At 55.2% G+C, this 19,571-nt stretch carries 22 protein-coding genes and 1 tRNA gene; 8 read left to right on the top strand and 15 right to left on the bottom strand.

Translation table 11 applies throughout. The features are described from left to right. The 7 genes from ACWB12_RS10795 to ACWB12_RS10825 all read right to left on the bottom strand — a co-directional run. On the bottom strand, positions 1 to 843 hold an 843-nt coding region (locus ACWB12_RS10795), incomplete at its 3' end, for a thiolase family protein (protein WP_479530092.1). 14 nt (positions 844 to 857) lie between these two features. Then, complete coding sequence (locus tag ACWB12_RS10800) at positions 858 to 1,493, bottom strand: glutathione S-transferase family protein (protein WP_479530093.1); 636 nt, start codon at positions 1,491 to 1,493, stop codon at positions 858 to 860. Positions 1,494 to 1,776: 283 nt separating this feature from the next. Continuing rightward, positions 1,777 to 1,989 carry a hypothetical protein gene (locus ACWB12_RS10805; protein WP_479530094.1) on the bottom strand — a complete coding sequence of 71 codons (213 nt, stop codon included), beginning with the start codon at positions 1,987 to 1,989 and terminating at the stop codon, positions 1,777 to 1,779. Positions 1,990 to 2,084: 95 nt separating this feature from the next. Next, positions 2,085 to 3,863 (bottom strand): acyl-CoA dehydrogenase C-terminal domain-containing protein, encoded by a 1,779-nt coding sequence (locus ACWB12_RS10810; protein ID WP_479530095.1) that lies wholly within the window; start codon positions 3,861 to 3,863, stop codon positions 2,085 to 2,087. A 19-nt stretch (positions 3,864 to 3,882) separates the two neighbouring features. Next, positions 3,883 to 4,281: a MerR family transcriptional regulator gene (locus ACWB12_RS10815; protein WP_479530096.1), complete on the bottom strand. Its 399-nt coding sequence runs from the start codon at positions 4,279 to 4,281 to the stop codon at positions 3,883 to 3,885. 205 nt (positions 4,282 to 4,486) lie between these two features. After that, positions 4,487 to 4,864 (bottom strand): MerR family transcriptional regulator, encoded by a 378-nt coding sequence (locus tag ACWB12_RS10820; protein ID WP_479530097.1) that lies wholly within the window; start codon positions 4,862 to 4,864, stop codon positions 4,487 to 4,489. Between the two features lie 63 nt (positions 4,865 to 4,927). Continuing rightward, the gene (locus ACWB12_RS10825; protein ID WP_479530098.1) at positions 4,928 to 6,085 is read right to left on the bottom strand and encodes a putative manganese transporter; all 1,158 of its coding nucleotides are present in this window, start codon (positions 6,083 to 6,085) and stop codon (positions 4,928 to 4,930) included. Between the two features lie 236 nt (positions 6,086 to 6,321). Here ACWB12_RS10825 and ACWB12_RS10830 point away from each other — a divergent pair, with 236 nt between their 5' ends. The 3 genes from ACWB12_RS10830 to ACWB12_RS10840 are packed head-to-tail and all read left to right on the top strand — an operon-like array spanning position 6,322 to position 8,511. Next, on the top strand, positions 6,322 to 6,714 hold the full coding sequence (locus tag ACWB12_RS10830) for a PaaI family thioesterase (RefSeq protein WP_479530113.1): 393 nt from the start codon (positions 6,322 to 6,324) through the stop codon (positions 6,712 to 6,714). After that, complete coding sequence (locus tag ACWB12_RS10835; protein ID WP_479530099.1) at positions 6,711 to 7,202, top strand: PaaI family thioesterase; 492 nt, start codon at positions 6,711 to 6,713, stop codon at positions 7,200 to 7,202. Before ACWB12_RS10830 ends, ACWB12_RS10835 begins: the two co-directional genes overlap by 4 nt. After that, positions 7,195 to 8,511 carry an MATE family efflux transporter gene (locus tag ACWB12_RS10840; RefSeq protein WP_479530100.1) on the top strand — a complete coding sequence of 439 codons (1,317 nt, stop codon included), beginning with the start codon at positions 7,195 to 7,197 and terminating at the stop codon, positions 8,509 to 8,511. Before ACWB12_RS10835 ends, ACWB12_RS10840 begins: the two co-directional genes overlap by 8 nt. Positions 8,512 to 8,559: 48 nt before the next feature. On the opposite strand, the gene arsC is transcribed toward ACWB12_RS10840, so the two are convergent. From arsC to ACWB12_RS10860, 4 genes are read right to left on the bottom strand one after another with little or no spacing between them, the layout of a single operon-like run. Beyond that, positions 8,560 to 8,898: an arsenate reductase (glutaredoxin) gene (gene arsC / locus ACWB12_RS10845; protein ID WP_479530101.1), complete on the bottom strand. Its 339-nt coding sequence runs from the start codon at positions 8,896 to 8,898 to the stop codon at positions 8,560 to 8,562. Further along, positions 8,895 to 9,953 carry a quinone-dependent dihydroorotate dehydrogenase gene (locus tag ACWB12_RS10850; RefSeq protein ID WP_479530102.1) on the bottom strand — a complete coding sequence of 353 codons (1,059 nt, stop codon included), beginning with the start codon at positions 9,951 to 9,953 and terminating at the stop codon, positions 8,895 to 8,897. Before ACWB12_RS10850 ends, arsC begins: the two co-directional genes overlap by 4 nt. Further along, positions 9,950 to 10,291 (bottom strand): DUF952 domain-containing protein, encoded by a 342-nt coding sequence (locus ACWB12_RS10855; protein ID WP_479530103.1) that lies wholly within the window; start codon positions 10,289 to 10,291, stop codon positions 9,950 to 9,952. Before ACWB12_RS10855 ends, ACWB12_RS10850 begins: the two co-directional genes overlap by 4 nt. Before the next feature lie 3 nt (positions 10,292 to 10,294). Further along, complete coding sequence (locus ACWB12_RS10860) at positions 10,295 to 10,633, bottom strand: DUF952 domain-containing protein (protein WP_479530104.1); 339 nt, start codon at positions 10,631 to 10,633, stop codon at positions 10,295 to 10,297. Positions 10,634 to 10,738: 105 nt separating this feature from the next. Between ACWB12_RS10860 and ACWB12_RS10865 the strand changes: the two genes are divergently transcribed. Next, positions 10,739 to 12,274, top strand: coding sequence for a bifunctional metallophosphatase/5'-nucleotidase (locus ACWB12_RS10865; protein ID WP_479530105.1), 1,536 nt, complete (start codon positions 10,739 to 10,741; stop codon positions 12,272 to 12,274). 85 nt (positions 12,275 to 12,359) lie between these two features. Beyond that, on the top strand, positions 12,360 to 13,022 hold the full coding sequence (locus ACWB12_RS10870; protein ID WP_479530106.1) for an SOS response-associated peptidase: 663 nt from the start codon (positions 12,360 to 12,362) through the stop codon (positions 13,020 to 13,022). On the opposite strand, the gene ACWB12_RS10875 is transcribed toward ACWB12_RS10870, so the two are convergent. Next, positions 13,012 to 13,413: a hypothetical protein gene (locus tag ACWB12_RS10875; protein ID WP_479530107.1), complete on the bottom strand. Its 402-nt coding sequence runs from the start codon at positions 13,411 to 13,413 to the stop codon at positions 13,012 to 13,014. The genes ACWB12_RS10870 and ACWB12_RS10875 overlap by 11 nt on opposite strands. A 139-nt stretch (positions 13,414 to 13,552) precedes the next feature. Between ACWB12_RS10875 and ACWB12_RS10880 the strand changes: the two genes are divergently transcribed. The 3 genes from ACWB12_RS10880 to ACWB12_RS10890 all read left to right on the top strand — a co-directional run bounded on the left by ACWB12_RS10880 (position 13,553) and on the right by ACWB12_RS10890 (position 17,501). Next, a tRNA-Gly gene (locus tag ACWB12_RS10880) sits at positions 13,553 to 13,626 on the top strand. A 98-nt stretch (positions 13,627 to 13,724) separates the two neighbouring features. Next, the gene (locus tag ACWB12_RS10885; RefSeq protein WP_479530108.1) at positions 13,725 to 15,518 is read left to right on the top strand and encodes an ABC transporter transmembrane domain-containing protein; all 1,794 of its coding nucleotides are present in this window, start codon (positions 13,725 to 13,727) and stop codon (positions 15,516 to 15,518) included. 90 nt (positions 15,519 to 15,608) lie between these two features. Then, positions 15,609 to 17,501 (top strand): acyl-CoA synthetase, encoded by a 1,893-nt coding sequence (locus ACWB12_RS10890; protein WP_479530109.1) that lies wholly within the window; start codon positions 15,609 to 15,611, stop codon positions 17,499 to 17,501. 85 nt (positions 17,502 to 17,586) lie between these two features. Here the strand turns inward: ACWB12_RS10890 and cpaB are convergent, their stop codons facing one another. The 3 genes from cpaB to ACWB12_RS10905 all read right to left on the bottom strand — a co-directional run bounded on the left by cpaB (position 17,587) and on the right by ACWB12_RS10905 (position 19,207). Beyond that, complete coding sequence (gene cpaB / locus ACWB12_RS10895) at positions 17,587 to 18,465, bottom strand: Flp pilus assembly protein CpaB (protein ID WP_479530110.1); 879 nt, start codon at positions 18,463 to 18,465, stop codon at positions 17,587 to 17,589. Positions 18,466 to 18,635: 170 nt separating this feature from the next. Further along, positions 18,636 to 18,824: a Flp family type IVb pilin gene (locus tag ACWB12_RS10900; RefSeq protein WP_479530111.1), complete on the bottom strand. Its 189-nt coding sequence runs from the start codon at positions 18,822 to 18,824 to the stop codon at positions 18,636 to 18,638. A gap of 194 nt (positions 18,825 to 19,018) precedes the next feature. Then, positions 19,019 to 19,207, bottom strand: coding sequence for a Flp family type IVb pilin (locus ACWB12_RS10905; RefSeq protein WP_479530112.1), 189 nt, complete (start codon positions 19,205 to 19,207; stop codon positions 19,019 to 19,021). Between the last annotated feature and the right edge of the window lie 364 nt (positions 19,208 to 19,571).

Consider the following 19,571-nt stretch of genomic DNA (forward strand, 5'->3'; position numbering starts at 1 on the left):
TTTCAAACCGTGGCGCTCGCCGAAATCCTTGTTGCCGATCAGAACAGCGGCAGAGCCATCGACAATGCCTGAAGAATTGCCCGCGTGGTGGATGTGGTTGATCCGTTCCAGATGCGGGTATTTCATGATGGCGACTTTATCAAAGCCGGGCATCACCTCGCCCATATCCTTGAAGCTGGCCCTGAGTGCGCCAAGGGTTTGCATGTCGGTGCCCGGGCGCATGTATTCGTCGTGGTCAAGGATCGGCAGGCCGTTCTGGTCAAGGATCGGGATGATCGATTTTGCAAAACGGTTGTCGTCCCATGCCGCTTTGGCGCGGTTCTGGCTCTCGACCGCCAGCGCGTCGGCCTGCTCGCGGGTGAACCCGTATTCGGTGGCGATCAGATCGGCCGAGATACCTTGGGGCACGAAATAGGTTTTCATCGCAACGGTGGGGTCAACTGCAATGGCGGCTCCGTCACTGCCCATAGCGACACGGCCCATCATTTCGACACCGCCCGCAACATAGGCTGAACCTGCACCACCCTTGATCTGGTTGGCAGCAAGGTTAACGGCTTCCATGCCGGATGCACAAAAGCGGTTGATCGCAAGGCCCGGCACCTGTTCGTCGAAATCAGACGCCAATACGGCGGTGCGGGCGAGGCAGCCACCCTGTTCCTTGACTTGGGTGGCATTGCCCCAGATCACATCCTCGATCGCTTTGGTATCCAGATTGTTCCGGTCCTTGATTGCGTTCAGGATTTGCGCGGACAGGCGCACGGCGGTGACTTCGTGCAGGGCACCGTCTTTGCGCCCCTTGCCACGGGGGGATCGAACGGCGTCGTAAATATAGGCTTCGGTCATTTTTATTTCCTTTGTTATGCGCGATCAGCGGGGCTTCCGGGCATCAGATCATAGGGGTGTTTCCAACCTGGTGTGTCGCTGATGCGGGTTAGCCAGGCGTCAATGTGGGGCCAGTCTGCGCGCTCGAATCCGAATTTTTCGGGATAGTAGAGGTAGCCGCAGCAGGATAGGTCAGCGATGGTCATATGATCGCCGACGATCCAGTTGCGACCTTCAAGATGAGTGTTCAGGGTGGCGTAGGCGGCTTTTAGGCGGCTTTGGGTGAAGGGGATCACGCCCTCGGGTTGTTTGTCTTTGGGCAGGAAGTGGATCAGGAAACGGGTCATGCCAACGGGAGACGAGAGCTTGTGGTTGTCCCACAGGATCCAGCGCAGGATTTCGCGGGTCTCGGTGCTGTCTTTGCCGCCCAGCTTGCCGGATTTTTCAACCACGTAATCCTGAATGACGCCGGACTGGGTCAGGGTCAGATCACCGTCCACCAAGGCGGGCGCTTCACCCATGACATTTAGTGTGCGAAATTCGGGGCTACGGGCCTCGCCGCCGAAAAAGTCGACGTAGATTGGTTCCCAGTCCAGCCCTGACAATTCAAGTGCCAGTGCTGCTTTGTAGGAATTGCCGCTTTCGCCGAAACAATAAAGCTGGAGTGTCATATCGTACCTTTCACTATTTGCCCTACCGGCCCAACTGGGGGTTTTACCCCCAGACCCCCAAGGTATTTAGAAAAAGAAGAAAGGGGGCAGTAAGAATGTATTAAGGTTAATGGGCCTAAGGTGGTTGTGCGGCACAGGCTGAGGAGCCGATGACCGTAAAAGGAGAAGGCCCCGCTTTGCCCCGCCTTATGGGCTGGTTGAAGCGGGGTCATATTGGGGCCCCCTTCTTCTTTTTCTAAATACCTCCGCCGGAGGCGATCCGGCATTTCCCCCACCAAACCCATCACCGTTTACGCGCCTCCAGTTCGGAATTGAACAGGCGCAGGCGGTGGGTCAGGTTGTCCTCGTTAATCACGCTGTTGAAGTTTTCAAACAAGAATGACAGGGCCTCGCCCTCGTCTAATCCAGCCTCTTTCGAGAAGCGTTTCAAGCGGCGGTAGCCGTCTTCGGTCATGGCGACCGGAAATCGGCGGGTCAGGCGCAGGCGTTTGGGCATGTTGTCTCCCGTAAGTTCGGTGGGGTGGCTTTCGCACCCCATATGCGAAAGCCACCTGCCGTGAGTGCTCCTCCCTTGGAGCAATTTCGATCAGTTTAGAACGCTTCGGCGTCCAGCGCCATAACCGTATCGGCCCCTGATTCAATCCGCGCAAGGTGCATGCCTGTGGCGGGCAGGTGGCGGGCCATATAATAGCGCCCTGTGGCGAGTTTGGTCTCATAGAACACGGTGTCGGAGGCGCCGGCGGCCAGCGCCGCATTGGCGGCTTTGGCCATGCGTGCCCACATCAGCCCCAGACAGGTGTGGCCGAATAGGTGCATAAAGTCGTTTGAACCCGCCAGCGCGTGGTTTGGATTTTTCATGCCGTTTTGCATGAAATACATGCCCGCCGCCTGCAAGTCCTTGCTGGCTTGTTTCAAGGGGTCGAGGAAGTCAGCCTTCAGCGCCTCGTCCCCCTCGTTTTCCTTGATAAAGGTTTTGACCATGCCAAAGAAGGCCATCACATGTTTGCCGCCATCCTGCGCCAGTTTGCGCCCCACAAGGTCCAGCGCCTGAACTCCGTTGGCACCCTCGTAAATCTGGGTGATGCGGGCGTCGCGCACGAACTGGCTCATGCCGTGTTCTTCAATATAGCCGTGACCGCCGAACACCTGTTGGGCCTGCACGGTCATATCAAAGCCTTTGTCAGTTAAGAAGCCCTTCACAACCGGTGTCATCAAAGAAACCAGCCCGTCGGCATCTTTATCACCAGAGCGGTGCACCTGATCAATCAGGTTGGCGCTCCAGAGCAGGAAGGCACGACCACCCTCGACAAAGCTTTTCTGATCCATCAAATTGCGGCGCACGTCGGGATGCACAATGATCGGATCAGCCGGGCCATCAGGGTTCTTTGCCCCCGTCACATCGCGCCCTTGCAAACGGTCCTTGGCGTAGATCACCGCATTTTGGTAAGCGGCTTCGGCTTGGGCCAGCCCTTGCATGCCCACGCCAATCCGCGCTTCGTTCATCATGGTGAACATGGCGCGCATGCCTTTGTGTTCCTCGCCCAATAGGTAGCCGACCGAGTCATTATAGACCATCACGCAGGTGGCGTTGGCGTGGATGCCCATCTTCTCCTCGATGCTGCCGACCGACACGCCGTTGGATGGGCCAAGCGCACCATCATCCTTGACGATGTATTTTGGCACGATGAACAGGGACACGCCTTTGATCCCGTCCGGCCCGCCAGCGATTTTGGCCAGCACCAGATGGATGGTGTTGTCCGACAGGTCATGGTCCCCCGCCGAAATAAAGATTTTCTCGCCGGTGATTTTATAGCTGCCGTCGCTTTGCGGATCGGCCTTGGTGCGCATCAGGCCCAGATCGGTGCCGCAATGGGATTCCGTCAGGTTCATCGTACCGGTCCATTCGCAGGACACCATTTTGGGCAGGAATTTGGCCTTTTGCGCGTCCGTGCCGTGTGCGTGGATCGCCGAATAGGCCCCGTGGGTTAGACCCTGATACATGGTGAACGCCTGATTGGCGCCCGAGAAAATTTCGCCAACCGCGGTGCCCAACACATAGGGCATATTCTGGCCGCCATATTCGGGGTCGCAATCCAGACCGGTCCAGCCGCCCTCTTTCATCACCTCAAAGGCTTGCTTGAACCCTTTGGGAGTGCTGACCAGTCCGTTTTCAAATGTGCAGCCCTCAACGTCGCCCGACGCGTTGATCGGCGCGATCACCTCGCTTGCCACTTTGCCGGCTTCTTCCAGAACAGCCGCCGTAAAATCGGCTTCCAATTCGTCATACCCTTGTATGTCGCTGGCGCTGACGCCCAATAGATCATGCAGGATAAATTGGATGTCTTTGACGGGTGCGGTGTAGCTGGGCATGGTTGGATATCCTTAATTATTATTCGGCAGCACGCAGTTCAAATGATGCGAGTTTTTCGGCACCCCATTTGATATGTTTCTTCAAGTCGATAATCGCTTCGCCCAATTCTTCAAATTGCCGCTCCATTGCAGCCAGACGCAGGCACGCCTGTTCATAAGAGCGCACCAGTTGTGTTTGTCCTTTGTCATCCACATCATATAGATCCAGCAATTGACGGGATTCTTCCAGACTGAAGCCAAACCGTTTGGCACGCAAGATCAGTGTTAGCCTTGCACGATCACGTTTGGTAAACAGCCGCTTTTGTCCTTCGCGGATTGGCGAAAGAAGCTCTTTGGATTCATAAAACCGTAATGTGCGGGCTGTTACATCAAACATGTCGCACATTTGTCGAATTGTCATTGTGTCATCGTCTTTCATGGCACGCTCCTGATATGGCCCTCGTTACTGGTCAGGACATGCGGTGCGCCCGCTCACCATACAACCATGCTTGACGTAAAGGTAAACGTGACGTGGCGTCAAAAGCAAAATGACGAAACGTCAGGAAAGTTGACGTAGGGTCAGACGAAAGAAAATTATGTAGGCGACTTTCAGGTTTCTGGTCCGGGGTAAGGTATTCCATACCTTATTTTACGGACTTTAACGTCTCAGCAGCCTCATCGCGCAATTGTTGTAGTTCTGAAATTGATTCGTCGAGCTGTTGGCGTTGTTTGCCCAGTTCGTCCAGTTGGCGGTCTGCCTGCTCTACCCAGATTTCAAGCTGCGCCTCAGTGCCCTTTTGCTCGTAAATCTCGAGCCATTGGCGGATTTCCTCAAGCGAGAAGCCAAAGCGCCGACCGCGCAGGATCAGCACCATACGCGCCGTTTCGCGCGCACCATAGCTGCGGGTGCGCCCGTCTTTTTCAGGGGTCAGCAGTTCAATGTATTCGTAATACCGCAAGGTGCGCGGGGTCACGTCAAACCGTGCGCACATCTCTTTGAAGGTTAATTGGGTGTCAGACATCCGGCGGGTTCTCGTTCATTGTTAAGAACAAGTTACCCGCAACGCCTTATTGTTGCAATTGTTTCAATTCATAAAGCCGGGGGCGAAGAAATAGAAGGCATAGCCCAGCACGAGCGCAGGGAAGGAAGTATAGATCGTTGCCAGCAACGCCGCCTTTGGGTTCAGGGCAATGGCGGGGAACAGGGCGTCGCCGTCGTTTGAAATTGAATTTGCGATCAGAGCCGAGAACGGCACAACACCGTTGATATACAATGTTGCCACCAGAATTTGCGGCCCGCAGCCGGGGATGAAGCCGATCAGCACGCCAATCAGCGGCATGGCGATGGCAACGGTGGAAAACAGGGCCCCTATATCAAGCCCCGAGAACGCCTCGACATAACCATAGCCCAGATAGGCCACCAGCACCCAGATGGTGATAAAGGCGGTTTCCTCGGTGGCGCGGGTCAGGGCCGGATCGTCCGGGTGGGAAATAGCCTGCATCGGGGAAATCAACCAGATCAACAGGATCAGTGCCATACCGACCAGCGCGATGATCATGCCGATTGTTACCATCAGAGGTGAGGGAACAACCTGAAAAGCATCCAGCAGGCCAAGCCCCAAACCGGGCACAGCAATGGCGGCAAACAGTTTATCGCGGTGGCGGACCCTGCCAATACGCACGCCCAGTTGGCAGCTGGCATTGGCGCGGCCGGGGATGTGTTTTTTGTGAAAACGGTCAACAATCAGACCCGTGATGATGCCTGCAACCAGTGAAACTGGTAGGATAACGGCGGCTGTCAGCGGTTTTGTGGCGATCAGTAAAAACGCGGCGTCCCCCATCGTGCCTGTCAGGGCGGCAACCAGAGCGCCGAGCGTTACATTGCCAGAGGAATACGCCGAAGTCACGATAATCGCACCTGCACAGCCGGGTGACATGCCCAACAGGGCGGCAATCGGAATTTGCAGGGCTGTCTGTCGGCGCAGGAAATCGCCCAGATTGACATCGAAAAATCGCTCGCTGCCATAAACCAGCATCAGGGTGGCCGCGACAAAAACCGACACGCCGACATAGGCGTCATGCATCAATCCGCGTGTAACCTGTCCGACTCCATCTGGCCAAAGCGCCAGAATGGTCAATGTCAGCACAATCGCGGCGCGCGGTTTGCGCAGTGGATTATACTTGCGAAGCAGAGCAACAAGGCTGCGCGAGGGAATGCCAATTTTTACAGTTTGGGTGGTCATTGGGTGTTCCGATTCTATACCTGACAATATCACTATGGATAGTGAGAATGGATTGCAAGTAATTACCCAGTGAAATTGTCGGGTATAGCGCTGCAGATAGGGCTTGCGCCGATACGTGACAGGCGAAATAACAAAAGTGCGACATCATTTTCAGGACAAGGAGTGGGCGCGTGACGAAATCGGAACCCCATGAAGGCGCGGCACGGGTCAATTTGATCCAGCAATTTTTTACCGCCATGCCACATTTTAAGGCGCTGGGCATGGATCTGGGTAAGATCGGTGAGGGGCGGGCTGAAATATCAATGCCATATGACGAACGTTTCATTGGCGACCCTGAAACCGGTGTGATTTCAGGTGGGGCGGTTTCGGCCTTGATGGACACCAGCAGCGGGGCGGCGGTGATGTGCCATCCAACCGGCACCATGGGCACCGCGACGCTGGATTTGCGCATTGACTATATGCGGCCCGCCACACCCGGGCAACGGATCACGGCGCATGCGGAATGTTATCATGTGACCCGCACGGTTGCGTTTGTGCGGGCAACGGCCACAGACGAGGATACCGCGCGGCCAGTGGCCACCGCGACGGGCACCTTTACAATACAACGCGAAACGGGGGGTAAATCATGAGCCGCCGTCCAGAACCCGTGCAGGTGATCAAGCAGCGCCGCGATGCGGCGCTAAATTCTTTGGTGCATGGGGTGCCCTATATCAGTTTTCTGGGGGTGACGTTTGATCGTCGGGGGGATGAGCTGACGGCGGTGCTATCGTTTGATGAAAAACTGATCGGCAACCAGATGCTGCCTGCAATCCACGGCGGGGTGACGGCGGCGTTTCTGGAAATCACAGCGGTGATCGGCCTTAGCTGGCAGATGTTGTGGAATGACATTGAAAGTGGCGAGGTAGAGCCGGAAACATTGCCCCGTCTACCCAAGACGATTGATTTCACCATTGATTACCTGCGGTCCGGCCTGCCGCGTGACGCCTATGCGCGGGCACGGGTGAACCGGTCGGGTCGGCGCTATGCGTCTGTGCATGTCGAGGCGTGGCAGGACAATCGCCAGCGCCTGTTTGCCCAAGCCACGGGGCATTTCCTGATGCCGCAACGGGGTGAGTGAGGCTGCGGGCGGTCTGACCCATTCCCGCGTTCTGAAAATTGCCCTGCCGATAGTGCTGGCAAACGCCACCGTGCCGATTTTGGGTGCGGTCGATACAGGTGTGGTCGGGCAACTGGGGCAGGCCGCGCCGATTGGTGCTGTTGGTGTTGGCGCGGTTATTCTGAGCGCATTTTACTGGCTGTTCGGTTTCTTGCGGATGGGCACCACCGGCATGGTGGCCCAAGCGGTCGGCGCAAAAGACCACGCCGAAGTGGTGGCGCTGCTGATGCGGGCCCTGATCATCGGATTTGTCGCCGGACTGTGTATGGTTGCCCTGCAGGTGCCGTTGTTCTGGGCGGCATTTCAGGTCTCGCCGGCCTCAGCCGAGGTCGAGGGGATGGCACATGAGTATATGCGCATCCGTATCTATTCGGCGCCCGCGGCAGTGGCGCTATACGGGGTGAGTGGCTGGCTGATCGCGCAAGAACGCACACGGGCGCTATTGCAGTTGCAACTATGGATAAACGGCCTGAACATCGGGCTGGATTTGTGGTTTGTGTTGGGCCTTGGCTGGGGTGTCGAAGGGGTGGCCTTTGCCACGTTTTTGGCAGAATGGAGCGGGTTGGCGCTGGGCTTGTGGCTGTGCCGCCCCGCCTTTGTCGGCCGGATGTGGCGCGACTGGGCGGTGGTGTTTGACCGGGTGCGACTGAAGGCGATGATGCTGGTCAACAGCGATATATTGATCCGCTCGTTGTTTTTGCAGGCGATATTCATTTCGTTCCTGTTCTTTGGTGCGGATTTTGGCGATGTGCCGTTGGCAGCCAACCAGATCCTGTTGCAGTTTCTGGAAATCACCGCCTACGCGCTGGACGGGTTCGCCTTTTCTGCGGAAACGTTGGTGGGCCAAGCGATGGGGGCGCGTAATCGGGCCGCGTTACGACGCGGGGCTGTATTAACCAGCTTTTGGGGATTGATCAGCGTGATAGGTATGTCGGTGGTGTTCTGGGGCTTTGGCGAGGCGATCATTGATGTGATGACCACATCACCTGAGGTGCGTGCCGAGGCACGGATTTATCTGGTGTATATGATCCTTGCCCCCACCATCGGCATCGCATCATGGATGCTGGACGGGATATTCATCGGCGCGACCCGCTCAAAGGACATGCGCAATATGATGGCGCTGTCGTTTGTGGTTTATGCCGTGGCGATTTGGCTGTTGATGCCGATCTATGGCAATCACGGGCTGTGGATCGCGTTGCTGATCTCGTTTGTGGCGCGGGGGGTGACGCTGGGGGTTCGCTATCCGGCGTTGGAGGCGCGGGCGGGGTAGAAGAGATTCTATGCGCTCCGCGCGGAGGTATTTAGGAAAAGAAGAAGCCTAAAGGATGTCGAGCACGGATTCTGGCGGGCGGCCCAAGGCGGCTTTGTTGTTGTTGATGACCACGGGACGTTCGATCAATCTGGGGTTTTCGGCCATTGCATTGATCAGGGTTTCTTCATTGGCGTCTTTCAGACCCAGCTCTTTATAGAGCGCTTCGCCTGTGCGGATCAGGTCTGCGGCGGGGATGTTTAGCAGGGCAAGGGCGGCCCTGATTTCGTCCGCCGTGGGGGCGTTATCCTGATAGAGGCGGATTTCGGGGGTGATGCCTGTGCCTTTGATCAATTCAAGCGTGGCGCGGGATTTGGAGCAGCGGGGGTTGTGCCAGATCGTGGTCATAGCCAGTCCTTTCGTTTGCTGCCAACCGCGTCGGCAATGTTGGCGTGGCCGTCATTGGCCAGCAGTTCGTCAAGGCCTTTGGCGATTTCAGTGACCAGTGATAGCCCTTGATAGACCATCGCGGAATAGAGTTGCACGGCGGATGCTCCGGCGCAAATTTTGACATAGGCTTGATCAGCGGACCCGATGCCACCGACTCCGATCAGGGGGATTTTGCCGTCTGTGAGGACACTGAGTTGGGCGAGGATGCGGGTGGATGCCTCGAATAGTGGCGCGCCAGAGAGGCCGCCGGTTTCATCGCGGTGTGGGCTGGTCAGCCCGTCGCGGGACAGTGTGGTGTTGGTGGCGATGATCGCGTCAATGCCGATATCGGCGGCGACTTCGGCGATTTCTGCCAGTTCTTGCTCGTTAAGGTCCGGCGCAATTTTCAGGAAGACGGGGATCGGGCGGGCCAGTGCGGCGCGGGTGTCCATGACGCCGTTCAGCAGGGCGGTGAGTGCCTCTTTGCCTTGCAGGTCGCGCAATTTTTCGGTGTTGGGCGAGGATACATTGACGGTGGCGAAATCCAGATGTGGGGCGCAGTGGGCCAGAACTGTGGCGAAATCGGCGGCGCGGTCGGTGCTGTCTTTGTTTGCCCCCAGATTTAGGCCGATGATTGCGTCTTTCGGACGGTTTGCCAGCCGCGCATTGATGGCCTGCATGCCGTCGTTGTTAAAGCCGAAGCGATTGATCACGGCGGCATCTTTAGACAGGCGAAACAGGCGGGGCTTTGGGTTGCCATCCTGCGGGCGCGGGGTGGCGGCGCCGACCTCGCTAAAGCCGAAACCGGCGCGTGAAAGCGGGGCAAGGGCGGTGGCGTTTTTGTCAAATCCGGCGGCAAGGCCAACGGGGGTGGGCAGATGCAGCCCCGCGATTGTGGTTTGCAGGCGCGGGGTGGTGAAGGAGCCTGGCAGGGGGACCAGCCCATTGTTCAACGCCTTGAGCGACAGGGCATGGGCGCGTTCGGGGTAAAAGCGGTGCAGGGCGGCAATACCGAGGCGTTCAAGCAGATTCATTTCACGCCTTTCGGGATTATATATTTACCGTCGCGCACCAACACGGGTTCGGCCCATAGCAGCTCGTCCATGCGCAGATTGCGGTTATAGAGTACCGGTGTCGGGTCATCACGATATGCGCCTTCCCATTCAAGATCGTCCCCCATCGCATCGGCATCAAAGGCGGCAATTGTCATGCCAAGCCGACTGGCGTTTTCCAAGTCGGCCATACGTTTGAGCTGGGCCGCAGTTTCAAGGCGGATATAGCCGTTATAGGCATCATTCGGGTTGCCGCCCGTTTCACCGTCCAGCTGCATCAGGCCCCAAATGTGGGATTGGAGAGTTTTATAAATCTGCATGGATCAGATCATTTCATCGGGGAACATGAAGGCACCGTCAACGTATGGCAAAGGTTTGGCCCAAAGTACTTCGGCGCGTTTCAGGGGCCGATAAAGATGCGGGAACAGATCGCCACCGCGGGATGGCTCCCATTTCAAGGCATCGCCCATCTGATCAGCCTCGAACGCGATCAGCATCAGCCCGCCGATGCCGGCAAAATATTTGGCGGCGGTTTCACCCGCCTGAACCGCTGTCGAGAAGTGGATAAAGCCATCGGCCAGATCAATCGGGGCACCAAGGGTTTCGCCTTTGGTGTCGAGTTCTGCCCATTCAGGTCCGAGGAATATTTTGTAAATCTGCATGGAGGTGACATGCCTTGCCAAAAGAATGCCGTCAAGGCTTTGACTCTTGGCGGCGACATCGCCACGATACCGTATGATTCATTCAACCCATCAGGGGGATAAACGATGTCTACATTTTCCAAAGCAACCTTGCGCAGCCTTATGGCGGCGATTCTGGGCGGCACTTCCATTGCCGCAGCAACACTGACGCCGGCCTATGCGCAAGAGTCGATCAATATTACCATTCTGGGAGTTGGCGATATTTACCAGTTTAATGGTGAAGGGGATCAGGGTGGGTTTGCCCGCCTGAATGCCGTTGCCAAAGCCGAGCGGGCAGCCAATCCAAACACAATCTATGTGTTTGATGGCGATATGCTGTCGCCGTCCATTTTATCCGGGTTCGACCACGGCCAGAATACCATTGATCTGACCAATCTGGTGCCATTCGACATTGCCGTTCCGGGCAATCACGAATTTGACTTTGGTGTCGATAATTTTCTCGAGAAAATGGCAGCCTCTAATTATCCTTGGGCCGCAATCAATATCACAAACGGCGACGGATCTGCTGTTGCAGGTCTGGGCGGCGTCATGTGGAAAGAAATCGAAGGGGTGAAGATTGCCCTGATTCCGGTCGCGCAGGATACGACCCCCGAAGTGACCAGCTCGGGTGATTTGAAGTTTGCCCCGACCGTTGAAACCGGTGTGGCGGCAGCCAAAGCTGCGCGCGGTGAAGGTGCTGATCTGGTGATCGGTGTGGTGCAAACCGATATGTCCAATGACCGCTTGCTGATTGCCAGTGGTGCGTTTGATGTCATCATGTCGGGCGATGACCATTCCTATGGCACATCTTACGACGGGCGCACGGCTTATGTGGAAACCTCGATTGACGGGCGGTTCTTGTCACCGCTGGATTTGACTGTGACAATCGGCGAGTCACGCGGCAAACGCAAAGTGAGCTGGACCCCGAATTTCCGCTTTATCGATACGGCAGATGTCACGCCGGACCCCGAAGCACAGGCAATGGTCGAGGAGTTTGAAAAACAGCTGGATGAAAGCCTGAACGTTGAAATTGGCGCCACAACAGGTCCACTGGATTCACGTCGTAACGTGATACGCGGCGAAGAATCCGCCATCGGCAACCTGATTGCGGATGCGATCCGCGATGCAACTGGTGCAGATGTTGCGATTGCCAACGGCGGCGGTATCCGCGCGGATCGCACTTATGATGCCGGCACGGTTTTGACACGGCGCGATATCCTGAGCGAACTGCCGTTTGGCAACGTCACCGTATTGACGGAACTTCCTGGCAGTCAGGTTCTGGCCGCATTGGAAAACGGGGTAAGCCAAGTCGAAAAAGGGGCTGGCCGGTTCCCGCAAGTTTCGGGCATGTCCTATGTTTATGATCCAAGCGCCCCTGCTGGTTCGCGGGTTTCTTCGGTTAAAGTCGGTGGCGATGATTTGGATGTTAACAAGACCTATAAGCTGGCAACCAACGACTATATTCTAGGCGGTGGCGACGGGTACAGTGCATTGGGCGGTGGGCGTTTGTTGATCGACAAGGCAAACGGCAACCTGATGGCCAACGATGTGATCGACTATGTTCTAAAGAACGGTGGAATCACCGCCAAGATTGAGGGCCGGATCAAAACTGTCGGAAACTAATCTACCTTTCTATTAACCTGAAACACCCCGCGTATAATTTTTCGCGGGGTGTTTTGCATTTTACTGGTTTTAATAGGGTCGTGTCATGTGTGGTCGTTTTACGATGTTGATGTTGCTGGACGAGTTGGCGCAGATGTTTGCCGCATTGCCTGCCAATGATTTGCCGTTTTCGCCCAATTACAACATTTGTCCGACCGATAATGTGTCGGTTGTGGTGAGTGACGCGGGGCGGCGGCTGATACCAATGCGATGGGGGTTCGTGCCGCAGTGGTATAAAACGGTGAATGACGGCCCGTTGTTGATCAATGCACGGTCCGAAACGCTGGCCGAGAAACCGGCATTCAGCAAAGCCTGCCGGACGCGACGCTGTTTAATCCCGGCAACAGGGTTTTATGAATGGAGCAAGGCGGACGATGGCGCACGTCTGCCGTGGTATATTCAGCGCACAGACAGCCAACCAGTGGTGTTTGCTGGGATTTGGCAGCGCTGGGACAACGGGAAGGCCCCCCTGACCACATGTGCGATTGTCACCACGGATTCCAATGGGCCGATGTCGGCTATACATCACCGGATGCCTGTGGTTTTGACACCTGACAACTGGGCGCTGTGGTTGGGTGAAGAAGGCAAGGGCGCGGCGACATTGATGCAGCCCGCTGCGGATGACGCATTGCAATTACACCGGGTCGGCACCGAGGTAAATTCAAACCGCGCGAAGGGGGCGCAGTTGATCGAGCCGATTAAGGCGTAATCGTTTTGCGCCCAAACAGCATGCCAAGCAGACCACCGGCAAAGCTCGCCAACCCGACAGTCGGCAAATACATCAAAAAGGCATCCATACGGCCGATGTCACCCAACGGAACCAATCCGAACCAGTCGCCAAGCTGTTGATGGGCCACCAGCACAAATACCGTGCTGATCGGTATCCACAACACCACGGAAGACGGCCATTTGATCAAAAAGCTGATGAATATATTCAGCCCGATGATCATGCCAAAGGATTTTATCACCTCAACCGTTGTATCAATCGTTTGCGGGGCGAGGTTTTCGGCCCCGCTGCGCATATAGGTGAGGACAAAGGCAATCAGAACCAGCAACAGGGTAAGGGCCAGATAGGTCGCAACGGCGCGTTTTTTGGTCATTTAAGGAACCTTTGGTTGGTATTTTCGGCGTTATACAATGGAATAAATGCTGGTTTGCGAATGCACAATAGCGCGTGCTGAATTCTATCAGTGATCCTTGACCATCTTGCAGCAGTGACTTAGATACACACTGGTTTTAGCGGGTATGGTGAAATGGTATCATACGAGTTTTCCAAACTTAAGGCGCGGGTTCGATTCCCGCTACCCGCTCCAAATTCCCAGAACTTACCCCCCTGTGACCATCCACCACTTGTTGAAGGGGACCCAAAGCAGTAAGACGCAATCGTTAAGGGCGGATAGGGATTGCGGAAATGGCGCGGAATAATACTCCTGAAATAGAAAATCGCGAGAAATCAAAGAAGGTTGGCGCATTGTCTGGCCTGATCCCGTTTCTGCGCCCCTACAAACACATGGTCATCCTGTCTGCTCTGGCGCTGATGTTCACTGCGGCGATATCGTTGATTTTACCATTGGCCGTGCGCCGCGTCGTTGACGGATTCTCCGAGGAGAACGCCGCCCTGCTGGACCAGTATTTCGGCGCGGCCTTGGGTATTGCGGCGGCTTTGGCAATTGGCACTGGTCTGCGATATTATCTGGTGACGCGGCTGGGCGAACGCGTGGTCGCGGACATTCGCAAGGCGGTGTTTGAACGGGTGATCACCCTAAGCCCCACGTTCTATGAGCGGATTATGACAGGCGAAATCCTGTCGCGGATCACCACGGATACCACGGTGATCCAGTCGGTGATCGGTTCAAGCGTATCGGTGGCCTTGCGCAATGTTTTGCTGCTTTTCGGTGGCATGGCGTTGATGCTATACACCAGCGCCAAATTGACCGGTCTGGTTTTGCTGATCGTGCCCGCAATCATCGTGCCGATCATCGTTCTGGGGCGGCGGTTGCGCAAACTTAGCCGCGAAAACCAGGACTGGATTGCTGCCAGTTCCGGCTCGGCCTCCGAGGCGTTAAGTTCCGTCCAAACGGTGCAGGCGTTCACCCAAGAGGCCGCGACCACAGTCAAATTTGATGATGTAACCGAGAAGGCGTTTACCGCCGCCCGCAAGCGCATCGGCACCCGCGCGGTGATGACAGTTATCGTAATTTTCCTTATATTTTCAGGGGTTGTCGGGGTTTTGTGGATCGGTGCGCGTGATGTGCAGTCCGAAGTTATGTCTGCGGGACAACTGGTGCAGTTCCTGATCTATGCAATTTTGGTGGCTGGGGCTGTTGGTGCGCTGTCGGAAATTTGGGGCGAATTGCAACGCGCAGCGGGGGCGACCGAGCGGCTGGTGGAACTTTTGCAGACCGAGGATAGCGTGGTTGATCCGGCGCAACCTGTCGCCCTTGCGGCCAAACCCAAAGGGGCGATTGATTTTGACGACGTGACTTTTTTCTACCCCGCGCGCCCAAAACATGCGGCACTAAAAGGTGCCAGTGTATCCATTAAACCTGGGGAAACCGTGGCGCTTGTTGGCCCGTCTGGGGCTGGCAAATCTACGATTATCCAGTTGCTGTTGCGCTATTACGATCCACAAAAAGGCAGTGTTAGCATAGATGGTGTGGACCTGCGCAAAATGGAGCGCGGCGCGTTCAGGCAAGCCATTTCTGTGGTGCCGCAAGATCCGGTTATCTTTGCCACTTCGGCAATGGAAAACATCCGCTTTGGCCGCCCCGGTGCAACGGATGCCGAGGTGGAAGAGGCGGCGCGTGCAGCGGCGGCACATGATTTCCTGACGGCGCTGCCGGATGGATATGATACTTACGTTGGCGAGCGTGGCGTGATGCTGTCGGGCGGGCAAAAGCAGCGTATTGCCATTGCACGGGCAATTTTGCGTGACGCGCCAATCCTGTTGCTGGATGAGGCGACATCGGCGCTGGATGCAGAAAGCGAACGCGCGGTGCAGCAGGCGGTCGAGGTGATGGCGGCGGACCGCACCACCCTTATTGTGGCGCACCGTTTGGCGACGGTGAAAAAGGCCGACCGCATTCTAGTGTTTGACGAGGGCCAGATTGTGGCCGAAGGCACGCATAAGGAACTGGTTGCCGAGGGCGGAATATATGCCCGCCTTGCCAAGCTGCAATTCACCGATGGTTTGGCCGCAGAATAAGTTTTTCGCGTGTAATGCTTGCGCACAGCCTGATTTCCGCGCACCCTTCCTGCAAAACAACTTGCCAAAGTGCAAGCAGGGGAGGACGACATGACACGTTTTGCAACATTGGCCGATTGTCAGGCCATCGAAAATGAAGGCCCTTGGGAAGAGCGCGACCTACCTAGGACGATGTATCAATTTCTAACCAAAACCACCGAGGCGCACGGCAATCGCAATGCGTTAAGCTATCAGATCACCTCGGGACCGAAAGATAAGGCCGAGACCCTGACATGGCGGGCGCTGCATACCAAAGTGACGCAAACCGCGAACATGTTTCGTGGCATGGGCGTCGGCGAAAATGATGTGGTTGCCTATCTTTTACCCAACGCCAACGAGACTGTGTTCACCCTGTTGGGCGGCATGGTTGCCGGTATTGTCAACCCGATCAACCCGCTGCTGGACGCCGAACAGATCGCGTCAATTTTACGAGAAACTAACGCCAAGGTATTGGTAACGCTGAAAAGTTTCCCCAAAACCGATGTCGCACAAAAGGCCGCAGAAGCGGTGGCAATGGCCCCTAATGTTAAAACCATCGTCGAGGTCGACTTACTGCGCTATCTGGTGCCGCCCAAAAAATGGATTGCCGGATTGATCCGGCCCAAGAATCCTGTGACCCACAGCGCACGGGTGGTCAATTTTTCCAAGGAAATGTCGCGTCAAAACACCACGCTGGATTTTGCTGATGCAGGTGGCGACCGCGTGGCGGCCTATTTCCACACTGGCGGCACCACAGGCATGCCCAAAGTGGCGCAGCACAAATATTCCGGCATGATTTATAATGGCTGGTTGGGCAATACATTGCTGTTTGACGAACAGGATACGCTGATCTGCCCATTGCCGCTGTTTCACGTTTTCGCGGTGCATGTTGTGCTGATGTCGGTCATCGCATCGGGTTCGCACGTGGTGTTTCCGACGCCGCAGGGCTATCGCGGCGAAGGGGTGTTTGATAATTTCTGGAAATTGATCGAGCGCTACAAAGTCACCTTTGTCATTACAGTGCCTACCGCGATTTCGGCCTTGATGCAGCGGCCAATTGATGCAGATGTATCCAGCCTGAAGATCGCGTTTTCGGGATCGGCCCCATTACCGATTGAACTCTATAACAGATTTGAAAAAGCTACCGGCGTGAACCTGATCGAGGGTTACGGGCTGACCGAGGCGACCTGCCTTGTGTCGATCAACCCGACTGACGGGGAAAAGAAGATCGGCTCGGTCGGATTGCCATTCCCGCACACCGATGTGCGCATTCTGAACTGCGCCGAGGATGGCAGCATCATCAGCGAATGTGGAGTTGACGAGGTTGGCGAAATTTGTGTGTTCAACCCCGGGGTTTTCCCAGGGCACACCTACACCGAGGCGCCGAAGAACGTAGGTCTGTTTGCCGATGAAAAATATCTGCGCACGGGTGATTTGGGCCGGATTGACGAGGATGGATATCTGTGGATTACCGGCCGCGCCAAAGATCTGATCATTCGCGGTGGTCATAATATTGACCCTGCTGAGATTGAGGAGGCGCTTGCCGGTCACCCAGCGGTTGCTTTTGCCGGCGCAATTGGCCAGCCTGACAGTTTTGCTGGCGAATTGCCCTGTGTTTATGTCGAGCTGGTCGACGGGGCCGAGGTGAGCGTGGAGGAGTTGATTGCCCATGCCAATGAACATGTGCATGAACGGGCTGCGCGGCCCAAGCATCTGGAAATTATGAATGAATTGCCCAAAACCGCTGTAGGTAAGGTGTTCAAACCGGATCTGCGCAAAATGGCAATTACGCGGATATACAATGGGGCCCTAAGCAAAGCAGGCCATGCCGCCGAAGTGACGCGCGTAGTTGATAGCAAAAAACGCGGGCTAGTGGCGCAGATCACCCGAACGGGTGATGTGGATGACGAGGCGGTGAAGCATCTGCTGGGGGAATTCACACGGCCATGGGAATGGGTCGAATAGATAAAAACCCAAGGTTATCTGGATAGGCGCAACAAAAAAGGGCGGCCCGCGCAGGAGCCGCCCTTTTCAAATTCTATAGTCCGGATCAGTTGGTGCAAGGGATTGGAATTTCAACCACTTCCGCACCGCGGCGTGTTTTGATCGTACATTCGCGTTCCTGCTCCAGAACAACTCTTTCCTGTGCGATAATGCCCAGTAGATCGTTTTGCGAAACTTCAATTGCGCCAACCTCGGTTACGTCACCGCTGCCCAACAATGACAGAGACAAACGCCCGGAACCCTGTGCTTGTGCAAGGGCTGCAACCTGTTGGGGTGTCGCCTCGACTGTGACGGTGCGGGCAATATTCGCGTTGCCGATATCGTCGTTAGCAGATTGGTCAATCGCAATCAGACGAACGCCGGTTTCGATCAGTTTTGTGACGTTCTCATCAGATTCCGAATTTGGTCGACGGCCAGTCCAGTAGACATCGATCTGGTCACCGGGACGCAAGAACCCTGAAACACCGCTGCTGACATCAACCTTGATAGCAAAGGCGCGCATACCTGGGGTCAGACGGGATGTGATCCCAGCGTCTTTACCAGGTTGTGTGACCTTTAGGGTTAATACCGGCTCGTTCAATTCCATTGTGCGCAATACAGCGCGCAATTTGTCAGATCCTTTGGGGAACAGGTCTTCGCCTGGTGTTCCTTCTTCGATCTCGGTTGCCGGAAAGGTGAAAACCCCTTCTGGAATTGCATCAACGGGCCATCTGACCAGACGCACATCGTCTTTTGTCAGGCGCTCGCCATATTTGATCTGGCGTTTTACCACAAAAACCTGAACCGTATCGACCATGCTATCCGCAAGGGCCTGCAGTTCGGCTGTTTTAGCCTGCGAGGTGCTAATGAACCCCTTGGCCATGTAAACTGCGAAACCGGCCAGCCCAAGACCTAAAATCAGGACCAACCCAAAAACCATCCGCATGATATATCCTTTCGTCTATCGTGCCCCTTATGCGCTCGATTGCTTCGGGGCTTTGAAAATTGCTCAATTACCACCATGCGTATCAATTGCGGCAAAAGAGTGGACAAAAGACGGGTTTTCTATGGAATGTTGCCTATTGCGGCATAAATCGTTTTGAAAACCAGTTTTCGTTAGAAAGTTGTTGTGAGTTCAGTGTTGCCAATGAACGATCCGAGGTTGTCCGATTGGTCAGTTGCTTTTGAGCCAACGATTGCGAGCACAGACAGGCCAAGCCCGACGATACCTGCGGTTAGAACAACCCAGTCAACGGTAACTGCACCGTCTTCGGATTTCACAAATTTCATAATAGTATTAAGCATTTTATTCTCCATTAGTGTTGCCTGTAGTTTCTGTATTCTATGGATTGAAACTATTAATATACTGTGGCGAGAATGTGGGTCGTTCATGAAAAAATGTAGGCGAAACAAATGTTTGTGAGGTTTTATTGGCCCCAAACGAAAAAAACCGCGCCCGGTTAGGGGCGCGGCTCTTAATCAGTTTCAAGTCTTGCGACTTAGAACGATGTCGAGATTGTTTGAGTGGTCAGCTGAGTGCCGATTTTGTTTGTCAGCGCTTCGGTGCCGTCGGAAACAACTGACATAACTGCCAGGCCCAAACCAACGATAGCGGCTGTCAGAACAACCCAGTCAACGGTTACAGCACCAGATTCGTCTGCGGCGAAGTTTTTGATCATGTTAAGCATTTTGATAGTCCTTTTTAGGTGTGTGATAGTATTTCGTGCGGTTATAAGTGCAATTGCGGGGACGCGTTTGTGCACCTTCTATTCATTAAAATTAGTGGTTCATTGTGGCTGAAATGTGGTCGAAGCTAGGGCATTCTCGGGCAAATGCATTTATTTGGCCCGCACCGCAGCCCCAAACGAAAAAAACCGCGCCCGGTTAGGGGCGCGGCTCTTAATCAGTTTCAAGTCTTGCGACTTAGAACGATGTCGAGATTGTTTGAGTGCTCAGCTGAGTGCCGATTTTGTTTGTCAGCGCTTCGGTGCCGTCGGAAACAACTGACATAACTGCCAGGCCCAAACCAACGATAGCGGCTGTCAGAACAAC

It is taken from the genome of Profundibacter sp. (assembly GCF_056498605.1).